Annotated in this window: 14 protein-coding genes; 7 read left to right on the forward strand and 7 right to left on the reverse strand. The window is 68.3% G+C overall.

The genetic code is table 11. The features are described 5' to 3' along the window. Positions 1-106 precede the first annotated feature (106 nt). From AC07RV_RS05860 to AC07RV_RS05880, 5 genes are read left to right on the forward strand one after another with little or no spacing between them, the layout of a single operon-like run. The gene (locus tag AC07RV_RS05860) at positions 107-1,627 is read left to right on the forward strand and encodes an amidohydrolase family protein (protein WP_296786345.1); all 1,521 of its coding nucleotides are present in this window, start codon (positions 107-109) and stop codon (positions 1,625-1,627) included. Then, on the forward strand, positions 1,624-2,706 hold the full coding sequence (locus tag AC07RV_RS05865) for an ABC transporter substrate-binding protein (protein WP_296786347.1): 1,083 nt from the start codon (positions 1,624-1,626) through the stop codon (positions 2,704-2,706). Before AC07RV_RS05860 ends, AC07RV_RS05865 begins: the two co-directional genes overlap by 4 nt. Next, positions 2,703-3,542 (forward strand): ABC transporter permease, encoded by an 840-nt coding sequence (locus AC07RV_RS05870; RefSeq protein WP_296786350.1) that lies wholly within the window; start codon positions 2,703-2,705, stop codon positions 3,540-3,542. The genes AC07RV_RS05865 and AC07RV_RS05870 overlap by 4 nt, the downstream gene beginning before the upstream one ends. After that, positions 3,539-4,360: an ABC transporter permease gene (locus tag AC07RV_RS05875; RefSeq protein WP_296786354.1), complete on the forward strand. Its 822-nt coding sequence runs from the start codon at positions 3,539-3,541 to the stop codon at positions 4,358-4,360. Before AC07RV_RS05870 ends, AC07RV_RS05875 begins: the two co-directional genes overlap by 4 nt. A 20-nt stretch (positions 4,361-4,380) precedes the next feature. Further along, a complete protein-coding gene (locus AC07RV_RS05880; protein ID WP_296786357.1) occupies positions 4,381-5,232 on the forward strand; it encodes an ABC transporter ATP-binding protein in 852 nt (283 codons plus the stop codon). 25 nt (positions 5,233-5,257) lie between these two features. Here AC07RV_RS05880 and AC07RV_RS05885 read toward each other — a convergent pair whose 3' ends face one another. Further along, positions 5,258-6,028 carry an AraC family transcriptional regulator gene (locus AC07RV_RS05885; protein ID WP_296786360.1) on the reverse strand — a complete coding sequence of 257 codons (771 nt, stop codon included), beginning with the start codon at positions 6,026-6,028 and terminating at the stop codon, positions 5,258-5,260. 112 nt (positions 6,029-6,140) lie between these two features. On the opposite strand from AC07RV_RS05885, the gene AC07RV_RS05890 reads away from it, so the two are divergent. Then, positions 6,141-6,974, forward strand: a complete 834-nt coding sequence (locus AC07RV_RS05890; protein WP_296786363.1) for a phytanoyl-CoA dioxygenase family protein — start codon at positions 6,141-6,143, stop codon at positions 6,972-6,974. Between the two features lie 27 nt (positions 6,975-7,001). On the opposite strand, the gene AC07RV_RS05895 is transcribed toward AC07RV_RS05890, so the two are convergent. The 6 genes from AC07RV_RS05895 to AC07RV_RS05920 form a co-directional block, all read right to left on the reverse strand. Next, on the reverse strand, positions 7,002-9,032 hold the full coding sequence (locus AC07RV_RS05895) for a gamma-glutamyltransferase family protein (protein ID WP_296786366.1): 2,031 nt from the start codon (positions 9,030-9,032) through the stop codon (positions 7,002-7,004). Positions 9,033-9,412: 380 nt separating this feature from the next. After that, a complete protein-coding gene (locus AC07RV_RS05900; protein WP_296786369.1) occupies positions 9,413-10,366 on the reverse strand; it encodes a sugar kinase in 954 nt (317 codons plus the stop codon). Beyond that, positions 10,353-11,003 (reverse strand): RraA family protein, encoded by a 651-nt coding sequence (locus AC07RV_RS05905; RefSeq protein WP_093346731.1) that lies wholly within the window; start codon positions 11,001-11,003, stop codon positions 10,353-10,355. The genes AC07RV_RS05900 and AC07RV_RS05905 overlap by 14 nt, the downstream gene beginning before the upstream one ends. Before the next feature lie 113 nt (positions 11,004-11,116). After that, positions 11,117-12,100 carry a TRAP transporter substrate-binding protein gene (locus AC07RV_RS05910; protein WP_296786374.1) on the reverse strand — a complete coding sequence of 328 codons (984 nt, stop codon included), beginning with the start codon at positions 12,098-12,100 and terminating at the stop codon, positions 11,117-11,119. A 34-nt stretch (positions 12,101-12,134) separates the two neighbouring features. Further along, entirely contained in the window at positions 12,135-13,412 is a 1,278-nt protein-coding gene (locus AC07RV_RS05915) for a TRAP transporter large permease subunit (protein WP_093346726.1), read from the reverse strand. Positions 13,413-13,434: 22 nt separating this feature from the next. Continuing rightward, positions 13,435-13,953 (reverse strand): TRAP transporter small permease, encoded by a 519-nt coding sequence (locus AC07RV_RS05920; protein ID WP_208510795.1) that lies wholly within the window; start codon positions 13,951-13,953, stop codon positions 13,435-13,437. Between the two features lie 102 nt (positions 13,954-14,055). On the opposite strand from AC07RV_RS05920, the gene AC07RV_RS05925 reads away from it, so the two are divergent. Then, positions 14,056-14,772: a GntR family transcriptional regulator gene (locus AC07RV_RS05925; protein WP_177239424.1), complete on the forward strand. Its 717-nt coding sequence runs from the start codon at positions 14,056-14,058 to the stop codon at positions 14,770-14,772. Positions 14,773-14,972 lie beyond the last annotated feature (200 nt).

Consider the following 14,972-nt stretch of genomic DNA (forward strand, 5'->3'; position numbering starts at 1 on the left):
CCGGCCTTATGCGAACCACGGCTAAGCATCCCTGAAAGCCTTCGTTGGCCCGCCACCGGCGGCCACCTTAGTCTGCGTCGATCCTCTTTCAGCAAGGACCCCGCAGATGAACGACCGACTCCAGCGCGTGCATGCCTCGCGCTCGGCCGCCGTGAAGGCCGGCCTCGACCATCCGGTGATCGACACCGACGTGCACGTCAACGACTTCGCGCCCGTGCTCGAGGACTACGTGGCGCAGTACGGCGGCAACAAGCTGGTCGACGCGCTGCGCAAGGCGCTCGGCGGGCGCTTCGTCACGCGCAACGGCGGCGGCAAGGACTGGTACCAGCAGTCGGCCGAGGAACGCCAGTTCCACCGCACGCTGCGCGCGCCCTGGTGGGCCCGCGTCACGCGCAACACCTACGACCTCGCGACCTACACGCTGCCCGCGCTGCTGCACGAGCGCCTGGGCGAGCAGGGCTCGGACTACTCGATCCTGTTCCCCAACGACGTGCTCTCGCCGGCCGCGGCCGGCAGCGAGTACCGCCAGCCGCTGCACCGCGCCATCAACCACTTCCACGCCGACCAGTACCGGCCCTATGCCGACCGGCTGACGCCGGTGGCGGGCATTCCGCTGCACTCGCCGCAGGAGGGCATCGAGGAACTGGAGTTCGCGGTCAAGACGCTGGGCCTGAAGGTCATCAACATCGCGGGCGGCGTGCGCCGCCCGATCCGCGCCATCGCCGAGAAGTACCCGGCCGCCGAGCACCCCGAGATCGCCAGGCAGGTCGGCTACATCGACTTCTACGGCATCGACAGCGAGCACGACTACGACCCCTTCTGGGCCAAGGTGGTGGAACTCGGCGTGCCAGTGACGACGCATTACGGCAGCCAGGGCTGGACCGGCCGGCAGTCGATCAGCAACTACATGAACAACCACATCGGCCACTTCGCCGATGGCTCGCAGGCCTTCGCCAAGGCGCTGTTCTTCGGTGGCGTGACGCGGCGCTTTCCGGGGCTGCGCGTGGGCCTGCTCGAAGGCGGCGCGGACTGGGGCTCGCACGTCTACACGCACCTGGTGGACCGCTGGGAGAAACGCAACCGGCATGCGGTACGCAACTACGACCCGGCCGAGGCCGACATCGAGCTGCTGGCCTCGCTGTTCGAGCGTTACGGCGGCGACTTCGTCAAGGGCCGCACGCTCGACAAGGCCACGCTGCTGCGCGACAGCCTGGGCATCTCGGCGCTGCCGCACAGCCGCGAGCCGAACGAGAGCGAGATCGACGACTTCGCGCTCGCGGGCATCGAGAAGGTCGAGGACATCCGCGACCGCTGGGTGAACAACTTCTACTTCGGCTCGGAAGCCGACGACCGCACCGTGGCCGCGGCCTTCAACGACAAGGTGAACCCGCTGGGCGTGAAGATCAACGCGATCTGGTCGTCCGACGTGGGCCACTGGGACGTGCCCGAGTTCACCGAGCCGCTGGCCGAGACCTGGGACCTGGTGCAGCAGGGCGTGATCTCGGCGGCCGATTTCCGGGCCTTCGTGTTCGAGAACCCGCACCGCTTCTACACCGAGGCCAATCCGCGCTTCTTCGAAGGCACCGAGGTCGGCCGCAAGCTGGCCACGCAGAAAGGCACGCCATGAAGCCCGTGCGGCATCTGCTGCGCTGGACCGCGCTGCTGGCCACCGCCCTCGCGGCCTCGGCGCAGGCCGCGCCCGACACCATCCGCATCGGCGTGGCCACGGCCGGCGGCGGCGATCCCGTCACCTGGGGCGGTTCGCCCGGCGGCGTGGCGCGCGCCAACAACTGGCTCGAGGAGGAGTTCAAGGCCTCGGGCATCAAGGTCGAGTGGCTGTTCTTCAAGGGCGCGGGCCCGGCCGTGAACGAGGCGCTGTCGAACAAGCAGATCGACTTCGCCTACCAGGGTGACCTGCCCTCGATCGTCGGGCGCTCGAACGGCCTCAAGACCAAGGTGCTGCTGGTCAGCGGCGCGCGCAACAACCTCTACCTGGTCACGCCGACGCCATCGAACATCCAGTCGATCAAGGACCTCAAGGGCCGCACGGTGTCGATCTTCCGCGGCACCAACGGCCACCTGGTCGCCATCAACGTGCTGGCGGCGGAAGGCCTGGCCGAGCGCGACATCAAGGGCGTGAACCTCGACACCGGCAGCGCGCAGGCGGCGCTGGTCTCGAACGGGGTGGACGCGGCCTTCGGCGGCTACGAATGGTTCAAGGTGCGCGACCAGGGGCTCGCGAAGGTGGTCTATTCCACCCAGGGCCGCGATCCGGCGCTCACGCGCCAGGCCGCGCTGCTGGTGCGCAGCGAGTTCGAGCAGGCCAACCCCGCCGAGGTGCAGCGCGTGGTCGACGTGTTCGTGCGCGCCGCCCACTGGTCGTCGGAAGAGAAGAACCGCGACGAGCTGTTCCGCATCTGGGCCCGCAGCGGCACGCCGGTTGCTTCCTGGACCGCCGAGTTCGACAAGCAGCCGCTGGCGCAGCGCAACTCGCCGCTGGCCGACGACTTCATCGTGGCACGCTACAAGGCCGTGGTCGGCGACGCACTCAAGCTCAAGCTGATCCGCCGCGAGGTCACGGTCGACGACTGGTTCGACACGCGCTACCTCAAGGCCGCGCTCAAGAAGCAGGGCCTCGAGGGCTACTGGACCGCTTCTGACGCGAAGGGTCAGCCGAAGGGCGGGCCCGCGGTCGCGTCGCGATGAGCGCCGAAGCCGAACTGTCGGCGGTCCTGCAGCGTGCCGAGGCCGCGCCGCTGCGCCTGTCGTTGCCGTGGCGCCGCCTCGGCGACGCCGCCCTGCCCTGGCTGCTGCCCGCCGCCTTGCTCGCGCTGTGGTTCGTGGGCGCCGACCAGGGCTGGATCTCGCCGCAGGTGTTGCCGCCGCCCGAGTTCGTGGCCGAGACGCTGCGCGACCTCGCGACCAGCGGCGACCTCTGGCTGCACGTGAGCACCAGTTTCGCGCGCGTCGGCGTGGGCTTCGCGATCGGCACGCTGCTCGGGCTGCTGCTGGGCACGGCCATGGGCCTGTCGCGCCGCGTCGAGGCCTACCTGCTGCCGAGCTTCAACGCGCTGGTGCAGATCCCGGTGCTGGCCTGGCTGCCCTTCGTGCTGCTGATCGTGGGCATCGGCGAGCCGCTCAAGTACATCCTGATCGCCAAGGCGGCGCTGGTGCCGGTGGCGCTCAACACGCTGCAGGGCTTCCGGCAGACGCCGCAGTCGCTGCGCGAGGTCGGCGAGGTCTATGGCTACAGCCGGCGCCAGCAGGTGCTGGAGATCGTGCTGCCGCATGCCGTGCCCACGCTGTTCACGGGCGTGCGGCTGGGCTTCACCAAGGCCTGGCTGTCGCTGGTGGTGGTCGAGCTGGTCGCCTCGAGCGAAGGGCTGGGCTACCTGATCGTCTATGGCCGCCAGCTGTTCCAGCTCGACCTGGTGATGGCCGCGGTGGTGATCGTGGGCGCGATCGGCTGGGCCATCGACCGCCTGCTCGAGCGGCTCGAGAACACGCTGCACCGGCACCGACCGGGCGGTGCCGCGCGATGAGCGGGCCCGCCTCGCTGTCGCGCGACGCGGCCGAGCTGGCCGCGGTGCAGCCGCTGCGGCCCGTCGATCGCAGCCGCTGGCGCGGCCTGGTGCTGCCCGCCGTGGCGATCGCGCTGTGGGCGCTGCTGTCATGGCTCGACGTGGTCAATTCGGCGCTGCTGGTCTCGCCGCAGAAGGTGCTCGCGACCGCCGCCGACCAGATCGTCAGCGGCCGACTGTGGCGCGCGCTAAGCGCCAGCCTCGCGCGCGAGGCCACGGGCGTCCTGATCGGCACCGCCTCGGGCCTGGTGCTCGGCGCGCTGCTGGGCCTGTGGCCACTGTTCAACCGCATCGTCGGTCCGAGCTTCAACACCTTCAAGCAGATCTCGCTGTTCGCGTGGATTCCGCTGATCTCGGTCTGGTTCGGCCTCGGCGACGTGGCCAAGGTGGTGTTCCTCTCGCTGGCCGCGCTGGTGCCGATGGTGGTCAACACCTGCGACGGCATCCGCACCGTGCCGCCCACGCTGCTCGAGGTGGCGCGCGTCTACGGCTTCACGCGCTGGCAGACGCTCGCGCAGGTGGTGCTGCCGGCCGCGCTGCCCGCCATCTTCACGGGCGTGTACCTCGCACTCATCTATTCCTGGCTCGCGACCATCGGCGCCGAGTACCTGCTGGTGGCCGGCAAGGGCATCGGTAACACCCTGATCGAGGGCAGCGAGCATTTCCAGATGGACCTGGTGATCTTCGGCATGTTCGTCATCGGCCTCGTCGGCTGGCTGATGAATGCCTCGGCGCGCGCACTCGAACGCCGGCTGGCGCGCTGGACCGGCCGGGCCTGACATCTCTTCTTCCCCGCACCATGAGCACCTCCATCGCATCGAACGAACTCGACATCCGCGGCCTCGGCAAGCGCTACGCGCAGGCACAGGCGTGCGGCGGCGAACTGCAGGTGCTCGAGAACATCGACCTGCACGTGCCGCCGGGCAGCTTCACCAGCATCGTGGGCGCGAGCGGCTGCGGCAAGTCGACGCTGCTGCGGCTGGTCCTCGGGCTCGACGACCAGTACGAGGGCCAGATCCTGCTCGGCGGCCAGCCGATCGCGGGCACCGGCCGCGAGCGCGGCATCGTGTTCCAGGACCATCGGCTGTTTCCGTGGCTCACGGTCGAGCAGAACATCGCGGTGGGCCTACGCAACGCACCGCTCGGCGCGAAGCAGAAGGCCGAGCTGGTGGCCGAGCACGTGGCGCTGGTCGGCCTCGGCGGCTTCGAGAAATCGTGGCCGCACCAGATCTCGGGTGGCATGGCGCAGCGCGTGGCCATCGCGCGCGGCCTGGTCAACCGGCCGCGCGTGCTGCTGCTCGACGAGCCCTTCGGCGCGCTCGATGCCCTCACGCGCGCGCGGCTGCAGAACGAACTGCAGCGCATCTGGCAGAAGGAACGCATCACCATGCTGCTGGTGACGCACGACGTGGAGGAGGCCGTATTCCTCGGCGACCGCGTGGTGGTGATGCAGCCCTCGCCGGGGCGCATCCGCCGCACCGTGGCGGTGGATTTGCCGCATCCGCGCAACCGCAGCGATCCGGCGTTCATCCGGTTGCGTGACGACGTGCTGAGCGACTTCGTCGATGCCGGAATCGACGAACGCCGCGCGCCGCCGCACAACGACGAACCCGGCGAGGCACGGCCCTCGCGCTTGCAGCTCGCATGGTGAGCATGGCTCGCCGCCATCGACGCGATCAGCGCCCCCGCTGTCGGATGTACGCCTGCGGCGTCATGCCGATCTGCTTGCAGAACATGGCGATGAAGGCCGAGGGCGAGCCGTAGCCCAGCTCGATGGCGACGTCCTTCACCGCGCGCCCCGCCTCCAGCAGGGCGATCCCGCGGATCACCTTGAGGCGCTGGCGCCATTCGCTGAACGGCATCTGCAGGTCGCGCTCGCAGCGCCGCGCGAGCGTGCGCTCGGTCGAATGCACCGTGGCGGCCCATTCGGCGAGCGAGCGCCCATCCCAGGGTTGCGCCTGCAAGGCCTCGAGCACGCGGCCCAGCTGGGGGTCGTCCGACATCGGCAGGTAGCTGTCGTGGCCGGGCGCGATGGCCAGTTCATCGCGCAGGACCTCGAACAGGCGCTGCTCGGCCGGGGTGCGCGGCACCTCGATGGCCCGGCTGCGCAGGCTGTCGAGCACCGCCTGCGTCAGCGGGCTGATGACCATGGTGCAGGCGCGCTTCGGCAGCACGTCGCACAAGGCCTCGGCCAGGTAGACCGTGGCGTAGCTGGCCGCGTGGCGGTTGCTCGATAGATGCTCGACGCGCGGCGGAATCCACACGCCGTACTGCGGCGGCGCCAGGAAGACCCGGCCGTTCATCCCGACCTCGATCACGCCCGAGATCGCGTGCACGAACTGCCCTTCCTCATGGCTGTCGCGCGGCGCGGTGCCGCCCGGCGCGAGGTGCACGACCTTGAAGAGCACGGGCTGCCCGTCGGCGGCGGATTTGAGGGGTCGCTTCATGTTGTCCGGCTTGCTTGATCGCTTGTCCGATTGGATGGGCTGTGATCCATCCCGTCACTCTAGACTGCCTTCGGCCTCGCAACCATTGCATACCCCGCAGGAGACACCGCCCATGAACGCACGACCCGACGACCGGCTTCCATCGGACCAACAAGTCGAGGAATTTTCGCGCGATGGTGCCATCGTCCTGCGCGGCGTCCTGCGGCCCGCCGAGGTCGAGCTGCTGCGCCAGGGCATCGATGCCAACCTCGCCGCGCCGAGCGTGCGCGCGAAGGTGGCGAGCCGGCCCGACGATCCGGGCTTCTTCATCGAGGACTTCTGCAACTGGCAGGAGATACCGGCGTACTGGGACGTGATCTCGCGCTCGGCATTGCCGGCCGCCGCGGCCAGGCTCACGAAGAGCACGCAGGTGCGGCTCTATCACGACCACATGCTCACCAAGGAATCGGGCACGCGCCAGCGCACGCCCTGGCACCAGGACCAGCCCTACTACAACGTCGAGGGCAGCCAGAACGTCAGCTTCTGGATTCCGGTCGATCCGGTGTCGCGTGCCTCGACGCTGGAGCTCGTCGCCGGATCGCACAAGGGGCCGTGGCTGATGCCGCGCACCTTCATGACCAACGAGGCCAAGTGGTTTCCCGAGGGCGCGCTGGCCGACCTGCCCGACATCGAGGCCGACCGCGCGGCCCACGACATCCTCGGCTGGGCCGCGGAACCCGGCGACGCCATCGCCTTCAACATGCTCACGCTGCACGCCTCGGCCGGGCTCGAGCCCGGGCGGCGGCGGCGGGTGTTCTCGGTGCGCATGCTGGGCGACGACATGCGGCATGCGCCGCGGCGCTGGAAGACTTCGCCGGATTTCCCGGGGCTGGCCGAGCAGCTGCCGGCGGGCGCGCCGATGGCGCATCCGTTGTTTCCGGTGCTGTGGCCGCCGGCTTCCAGCTAGCCGGGCGGCATCCCGCCCGGCCGATGCTCAGGGATTGAAGCTGTCCCCGAGCACCACGCCTTCGCGCCTCGGATCGGTCCCGCCCGCCAGCACCGGCACCCCGTTGCGCTGAACCCGCATGACGGTGTTGACGCCGCTCGCCTGCGCGCTGGTGGAGATCTTGTGCTTCAGCGCGATCAGGCCCTGAATCAGCGGATCGTTGGCACCGCCATTGGACGTGTCGATGTTCGGATGCTCGCCGCCCAACGTGGTCGTCGCGCTGTTGCTGGCGCCGAAGTCCACCAGGTTCGAAGCCTGCTGCGCATCGAGTCCCCAATCCAGCGCGCCCACCAACGTCTTGACGACGTACTGCGGGATGGTGCCGCCACCCGGCGAGCCCGTTGCCATCACGAAGTCGCCCTTCGAGCCATCGGGCGCCATGCCGAAGACCAGCGTCGGTGCCATCGAGCTGCGCGGCCGCTTGCCGGGCGCCACCCGGTTCGCGATCGGATCGCCGTTGCCGTCGGTCGGCGCGGCGGAGAAGTCCGTCAGCTGGTTGTTGAGCAGGAAGCCGTCGGTCATGTGGAACGAACCCATGCTCGACTCCACGGTGGTCGTCGCCGTGAGCGCATTCCCTTCCCCGTCCACGATCGTGAACTGGTTGGTGCCGTGCTCGACCAGGTTGTCGACGCCCAGCGGGATCGGCCCAAGGTTGCCCGCGACCGCGGTCCCCATGCTGGCGCCGAAATTGATCAGGCCCGCGCGGCTCGTCAGATAGGGCTTGTTGAGCAGCGTGTCCCAGGTGCCGCCGGGCAGCGGCACGAAGTCCGTATCCGCGACGTACTTGTCGCGGTCGGCATAGGCCAGGCGCTCCGCCTCGCTGACCAGGTGCACGCCCATCACCGTGGGCTTGCCGCCTTCCAGGTCGAGCGTTGCCGGCTTGTAGAGGGAGAGATTGAAGTTCTCCAGGATCCCCATGGCCGATGCCACGGTGATACCGCCCGAAGTCGGAGGCGGCGCGCCGCAGATCCAGTAGGCACGGTAGGTCGTGCACACGGGCTCGCGGCGCTTCACCTGGTAGCCGGCCAGGTCGGCGAGCGTGGTCTTTCCCGGCGTCATCACATCGCCATTGGCGTCGACCGCCGTGGCGATCTTGGCCACGATGTCCTGGCCGATCTGGCCCGTGTAGATGGCATCGGCGCCGTTGTTCGCCATGGCCGTCAGCGAGCGTGCATAGGCCGGGTTCTTCAGCAGGGTTCCCAGGGCCTTCGGCGTGCCGTCGTCGTTGAAGAAGTAGGCCTTGGCCTCGGCATCGCGCTTCAGGCTGGTGGCGTTAGAGGAAATGGCGTCGGCCAGGCGGCCGCCGATCTTGAAGCCGTTGGTGGCCAGCGCGATGCCGTCGCCGAAGAGGTCCTTCCAGGCGAGCTTGCCGTGGTCCTTCTGCACGGCCTCGATCAGCCGCGGCACGCCGATGGTGCCGATCGAGCGGCCGCTGGCGCGGGCACTGGGCTTGGGCGTGGTCTTGTCGGTCGTGTCGTCGATGTAGCGCAGGTAGTTCTGCGTCGCGGCCGCGGGTGCCGACTCGCGGCCGTCGTAGGCCACGACCTTCTTCGTCGCCGCATCGTAGTAGACGATGAAGCCTCCCGATCCCAGGCCCGTCGCCTCGGGAACCGTGAGCCCGAGCACGGCCTGCACCGCCACCGCGGCGTCCGCCGCCGTGCCGCCCTTCTGAAGGACCGCGCAACCCGCGGCGCTGGCCAGCGCATTGGACGTCGACACCATGAACTTCTTGGCATAGACCGTCTTCAATCCGGTCCGGTATCCCGAGGCGGCCTCGGGCAGCGATGGATCACCGGGGAGATTGGACCCGACCACGACGCCCGCGCCATCGCTGGTCAACGCCTGGCAACTCGTGTCGGCCGCAGGGGGCGCAGGAGGAGGTGCGGCCGAATTGCCGCCACTCCCCGCGGAAGGCAGGAATGCGAAACCACCACCGCCGCCTCCCCCACCGCATGCGACGAGAACGGTGGCGGCGACGAGAGATGGAACCAGTGCGGAGAGAACGAGTCTTTTCTTCATGTTGTGATTTATCGAGGGATGAGTGATTCAATTCGTCGCGACACACTCTCGCCTGCACATTGCATGCCAATTCAATTTAGGCGAAAGCGTTAATTGCGCACCGACATTGTGCGCAACGATCCCTCATTCACAGCCCATGCAAATCCCGATCTCCAATTGATGTAAAGAATTGAATTTCTAATTCACAGCTAATAGATATTTGATAGACGCGATGCAATGGATCGATGGCGAACGCGGAATCTCTCGAAGGCCGGGTGACGGCAAGCGTCATGTGCAGGGCTATCAAGACCGCGTCGAACTTCTCGCGCGCGGTCCCGCAGTTCGAGTCGTCGACAGTGGGGCTCCGATAGAGCACCCGCTGTTTCCCAGATCGTGGCCGGCTATTTCCGGTCGGGATCCATCGCCAGCAAGCCCCGCACCTCCTCCGGCCGCGGTATCGGCGCCACCGCCCCGAAGCCCGTGGTCGTGAGCGCCGCCGCCGCATTGGCATAGCGCACCGCCTGCGCGATCGCATCGCCCGCGGCCAGCCGCGCGAGCAGCGAGCCCGCGAAGCAGTCGCCGGCACCGGTGGCATCGACCGCCCGCACCACGTGGCCCGCGATGCGCTCGCGCGATGAGGGCGTGGCGAGCACGGCGCCGGCCTTGCCGAGCTTCAGCACCACGGTGCGCGCGCCGGCCTCGAAGCACCAGTCGAGGATGGCGTCTTCGCCGTCGAGGCCGGTGAACTGCTGCGCATCCTCGATGCTCGGCAGGAACAGGTCCGACAGGCCCACGGTCTCGCGGATCACGGCGCGGGCGCGCGCCAGCGGCCAGAGCTTGAGCCGCAGGTTGGCGTCGTAGCTGACCTGCACGCCCTTGGCGCGCGCGATGGCGATGGCTTCGAACACGGTGTCGCAGGCGCTCGCGCTGATGGCCTGGCTGATGCCCGACACATGGAGGAAGCGCGCGCCCTCGATGGTGTCGCGCGGCAGCCCGGCCGGCACCATGCGGCTGGCGGCGCTGCCGGCGCGCAGGTAGCTGAAGGCATGGCCGTCGCCGTCGTGCGTGACGAAGTACACCGCGGTCGGTGCCTGCGCATCGCGCGCCACGCCGTCGGTGGCCACGCCCTCGGCGCGCCACAGGGCCATCAGCGCGTCGCCCCAGGTGTCGCTGCCCACGCGCGTGAGGTAGGCGGTGCGCGCGCCCTGCCGGGCCGCGGCGATGATGGCATTCGAGGTGTCGCCGCCGAAGCCTTGCAGGTAGTTGGGCTCGCCGGGATGGACCTGGTTGAACTCCACCATCGGCTCGCCGAGCGCGACGATCTGTGCCGCGCCGGTGGCTTCAGATGCGGCCATATTTCGCCAGCCCCTTGCGCAGCGAGCGCTCGGCCACGATCAGCTTGGCCTGCTCGAGCTCGCGCTGGTCGATCTCCTGCGCCATCGCGAGCACGGCCTCGGCATGGGCGAGCGGCACGATCACCACGCCGTCGATGTCGGCCACCACGATGTCGCCCGGGTGCACCATCACGCCGCCGATCATGGTCGGCACGCCCGAGCTCAGGGTCTTGTGGCGGCCCAGCGTGGTGCCCGGCGAGACGCTGCGCGCGAACACGGGGAAGTCGTAGTCGCGGCGGATCTCGGCGATGTCGCGCACGCCGCCGTCGAGCAGCGCGCCCGCATGGCGGTTGGCGAAGGCGCCCGCGGTCATCAGGCCGCCCCAGACGGCGACGTCGCTCTCGCCGCCGATGCCGATGCAGATCACGCTGCCCTCGGGAGCCTCGTCGATCAGGTCGAGCGCATGCTGCGGCGGCACGAACTCGTCGGTCGGCACCTCGATCACGGTGGCGGCCGGGCCGACCACACGCTTGTCGTTGATGCGCGGCTTGATCTCGTGGTCGAGGTAGCCGCGCTTGCCGGTGACCTTGTCGACGGCATCGGCGACCGAGGCGGTGGCGACCTTCTCGAAGGCGGCGATCAGTTGCTGGGTGTCCATGGATCTCTCTCCTTGTGTATGTGCAATGGGCTGGAAGACGGGGAACGGCGGGCAGGCTCCCGCCCGCCCTCCTCGCGGAGGGCGGCGAAAAAACGAATCGGGGGTTCAGGCGCTCACTGTGCGGCCTTGGCGATCTCCTCGCGCGCCTGCTTCATCAGCGCGGCGCCGATCTGCTCGGTGAACTTCTCGTGCACGGGCTTGACCTTCTCGCGCATGCGGTTGGCCTCGGCGGCCGGCAGGTCGACCACCTGCAGGCCATGCTTCTTCATCTGGTCGACCAGCTTGCGCGTCTCCTCGCGGTTGATCTGGCGCTGGTAGGTGCCGGCATCGACCGCCGCCTTGCGCACCAGCTCGCGGTCGGCCTCGGGCAGCTTGTCGAACCACTTCCTGCTCGCCAGCACGATGTAGGGCGTGTAGCTGTGGGCGCTCAGGGTCAGGTACTTCTGCACCTCGTAGAACTTGCCCGACTCGATCAGGCCCAGGCCGTTCTCCTGCGCATCGACCGACTTGGTCTCGAGCGCGCCGTAGAGCTCGGTGTAGGGCAGCGGCAGCGGGTTGGCGCCCAGGGCCTTGAAGGTCTCGATGTAGACCGGGTTCGGGATCACGCGGATTTTCAGGCCCGCGATGTCCTCGAGCTTGTTGACCGAGCGGCGCGAATTGGTGAGATGGCGAAAGCCGTTCTCCCAGTAGGCCAGCCCCACCAGGCCATGGGCCTCGAGCTTCTGGAACAGCGACTGGCCGACCGGGCCGTCGAGCAGCGAGTCGGCCTCCTTGAAGCTGGAGACCAGGAACGGCAGGTCGAGCAGCGCGTACTCCTTGACCACGCCGACCAGGCCCGAGGTCGGGCCCACCATCAGCTCCTGCACGCCGCCCTGCAGCGCCGACTGCATCTGCGCGTCGGTGCCGAGCTTGCCGCTGCCGTAGGTGTTGACGTTGATGCGGCCGCCGGTGCGAGTCTTCACCAATTCGGAAAAGCGCTTGGCCGCGAGGCCCTGCGAGTTGTCGTCGCTGGCGCCGTAGCCGAACTTGCCGGCCTGCGCATGGGCCAGGCCGAGCGCCGCGGTGGCCGCGAGCGCGACGATGATCTTCTTGAGCATGCTTGTTGTCTCCTTGTTGGATGAATGAACGGTGTCAGCGGAACCAGGTGGCGGGCACGAGGACCAGCGCGGGGAACAGGATCAGCAGCAGCAGCACGACGAGCTGCGCCGCCATGAAGGGCATGACGCCGCGGATCGCGTCGTCCATGCGGATGCGCGCCACGCCGGCCACCACGTTGAGCACCGTGCCCACGGGCGGCGTCACCATGCCGATGGCGTTGTTGATGATGAACAGCACGCCGAAGTAGATCGGGTCGATGCCGGCCTCCTTGATGATCGGCATCAGCACCGGCGTGAGGATCAGGATGGTGGGCGTGAAGTCGAGCGCGGTGCCCACCAGCACGACCACCGCCATCAGCACCAGCATCAACAGCGTCTTGTGCTCGATGAAGGGCTGCGCCAGCGCCACGATCTGGTCGGGGATGTTGGCCACCGTGATGAGCCAGGCCGACACCAGCGAGGCCGCCACCAGGAACATGATGATGGCCGAGGTCATGGCCGCGCTCAGCAGCGCGCGGTAGAGGTCGCGCAGCGACAGCGCGCGGTAGACCACGGTGCTCACGAACAGCGCGTAGGCCGCGGCCACCACGCCGGCCTCGGTGGGCGTGAACACGCCGAGCTTGAGGCCGAAGATGATGATGACCGGCAGCCCCAGCGCCCACAGGCTGCGCAGCACGGCCACGCCGATCTCGGGCAGGCTGCGGCGCGGCGCCGGCTGCACCGTGCCGCGGCGCGAGAGCCACCACCAGGTGACGATCAGCGAGGCACCCATCATCAGGCCCGGCACGATGCCGGCCATGAAGAGCTTGGTGATCGACAGGCCCGCGGCCACGCCGAACACCACGAAGCCGATCGAGGGTGGGATCACCGGCGCGATGATGCCGGCCGCGGCGATCAGCCCGCTCGAGCGGCCCACGTCGTAGCCGGCATTGCGCATCATCGGGATCAGCAGCACCGCCACCGCCGCGGTGTCGGCAATGGCCGAGCCCGAGACGCTGGCCAGCACCAGCGCCGTGAGCACCGCCACATAGCCCAGGCCGCCGCGGATGTGGCCGATGACGGCCATCGCGGCATCGACGATGCGCCGCGACAGGCCGCCGAGGTTCATGATCTCGCCGGCCAGCAGGAAGAAGGGCACCGACATCAGCAGGTAGTTGTCGGCGCCGTCGACCAGCTTCTGCGCCAGGATCTGCACGTCGAAGCTGTTCATCTGCAGCATCAGCGCGACGCCGCAGACCATGAGGGCGAACGCGATCGGCATGCCCAGCGTCATGGCGCCGAGCAGCGATGCGATGAAGGTGAAGACGGTCATGGGATGGCCTCTGTCCTTGCGCTCAGTCGGCGGCGCGGTCTTCGCTCTCGCGCACCGTCACCAGCTGCGCGTCGCTGAGGTCGCCGCGCAGTGCCTGCCAGAGGTTGGCGAGCAGGGTGATGCCCATCAGCACCGCGGCGACCAGCCCGACCGAATAGACCGCCGCCACCGGGATGCCCGAGACCGGCGCGTGGTTGTCGAGGTTGACCCGGGTCTGCTCCCAGCAGCCCAGCCACAGCATCACGATGCAGCCCAGCATCAGCAGGTGGCTCAGGACGAAGAAGGCCAGCTTGCCCGCATGCGGCAGCCGGCTGACCACCGTGTCCATGCCCAGGTGCGTGCCCTGGCGCAGCGCGACGATCGAGCCGATGAAGGTCAGCCAGACGAACAGCATGCGCGACACCTCCTCGGTGAAGGTGATGCCGGTGTCGAAGACATAGCGCAGCACCACGTTGGCGAACACCATCAGCGACATCACGGCCAGGCCACCCACGAGCGCGTGCTCGAACCACCGGTAGAGCCGGTCCATTGCTGCATTCATCTTGTCTCCTGTTCTATGGCAACAAATATATCAGATGCCAGATATGGAACGCCAGAGATCAGATCCGGTATTTCCCGAGGGACGGTCCTGTTAGGATCGCGCATGGCCCCGCCCCGTCAATCCGCCCTCTCCGTCAAGGTCGAGCGGCCCAAATCGCTCACCGAACTCGCGATCGACCAGATCCGCGCCGCCATCGTCAGAGGCGAGTTGGGCTTCGGCGAGGCGTTGTCGGAGTCGGTGCTGGCGGCCACGCTGGGGATCAGCAAGACGCCGGTGCGCGAGGCGCTGCTGCACCTCAAGATGGAAGGGCTGGTCGAGGTCCATCCGCAGCGCGGGACCTTCGTGTTCCAGCTCGGCGAGGCCGAGGTCGCGAACATCTGCCGCTTCCGCTCGATGATCGAATGCGAGGCCCTGGCCGACGGCATGGAGCACCGACCCGAGGCGCTGATCCAGGCACTCGAGAAATGCCTGGACGACATGGCCGCCGCCTTCTCGAAGCAGCAGCACGACGAGTTCCCGCGGCTGGACACCGAGTTCCACAACGCCATCATCGAGAGCTGCGCCAACGGCTACATCCAGTCCGCGTACACGCTGGTGGCGGCGCAGCTCACCGCCCTGCGCTACCGGCTGCCGGCCGAGAACAGCCAGGTCACGCACTGCCAGGACAACCACCGCGTGGTGGTCGACGCGATCCGCGCCAACGACGCGGCGCGCGCGCAGGCGATCCTGCGCGAGCACATCCAGAGCACCGAGCAGGCGTACCTGATCGCCTGCCGCAACATGGTGGCGCCGGCGCGCGGCGATCGCGCGGCCGTCTAGCGGGCCGCCAGCTTCTCGGTCATCTCGTCCCTGGGGCCCGGCGCCTCGCTGGGCGCGTGCATTGCATGTCCCTCGGACGACCGTGACACATCCAACAGGCGATTCAGCCAAATAAGAAATATCACCAGTTCATTTCCTCCAATTGGCACAGTTCGTGCAGACTTTTTCTGGAGTCAACAGGGAGAGTAAATGAACAATGA

The sequence above is a fragment of the Variovorax sp. GW821-FHT09B01 genome, from assembly GCF_059418345.1.

Excerpts from the sequence above, each read along its gene's own strand:
- AC07RV_RS05860 (WP_296786345.1), top strand. The coding sequence starts at position 107 with ATGAACGACCGACTCCAGCGCGTGCATGCCTCGCGCTCGGCCGCCGTG.
- AC07RV_RS05865 (WP_296786347.1), top strand. The coding sequence starts at position 1,624 with ATGAAGCCCGTGCGGCATCTGCTGCGCTGGACCGCGCTGCTGGCCACC.
- AC07RV_RS05870 (WP_296786350.1), top strand. The coding sequence starts at position 2,703 with ATGAGCGCCGAAGCCGAACTGTCGGCGGTCCTGCAGCGTGCCGAGGCC.
- AC07RV_RS05875 (WP_296786354.1), top strand. The coding sequence starts at position 3,539 with ATGAGCGGGCCCGCCTCGCTGTCGCGCGACGCGGCCGAGCTGGCCGCG.
- AC07RV_RS05880 (WP_296786357.1), top strand. The coding sequence starts at position 4,381 with ATGAGCACCTCCATCGCATCGAACGAACTCGACATCCGCGGCCTCGGC.
- AC07RV_RS05885 (WP_296786360.1), bottom strand. The coding sequence starts at position 6,028 with ATGAAGCGACCCCTCAAATCCGCCGCCGACGGGCAGCCCGTGCTCTTC.
- AC07RV_RS05890 (WP_296786363.1), top strand. The coding sequence starts at position 6,141 with ATGAACGCACGACCCGACGACCGGCTTCCATCGGACCAACAAGTCGAG.
- AC07RV_RS05895 (WP_296786366.1), bottom strand. The coding sequence starts at position 9,032 with ATGAAGAAAAGACTCGTTCTCTCCGCACTGGTTCCATCTCTCGTCGCC.
- AC07RV_RS05900 (WP_296786369.1), bottom strand. The coding sequence starts at position 10,366 with ATGGCCGCATCTGAAGCCACCGGCGCGGCACAGATCGTCGCGCTCGGC.
- AC07RV_RS05905 (WP_093346731.1), bottom strand. The coding sequence starts at position 11,003 with ATGGACACCCAGCAACTGATCGCCGCCTTCGAGAAGGTCGCCACCGCC.
- AC07RV_RS05910 (WP_296786374.1), bottom strand. The coding sequence starts at position 12,100 with ATGCTCAAGAAGATCATCGTCGCGCTCGCGGCCACCGCGGCGCTCGGC.
- AC07RV_RS05915 (WP_093346726.1), bottom strand. The coding sequence starts at position 13,412 with ATGACCGTCTTCACCTTCATCGCATCGCTGCTCGGCGCCATGACGCTG.
- AC07RV_RS05920 (WP_208510795.1), bottom strand. The coding sequence starts at position 13,953 with ATGAATGCAGCAATGGACCGGCTCTACCGGTGGTTCGAGCACGCGCTC.
- AC07RV_RS05925 (WP_177239424.1), top strand. The coding sequence starts at position 14,056 with ATGGCCCCGCCCCGTCAATCCGCCCTCTCCGTCAAGGTCGAGCGGCCC.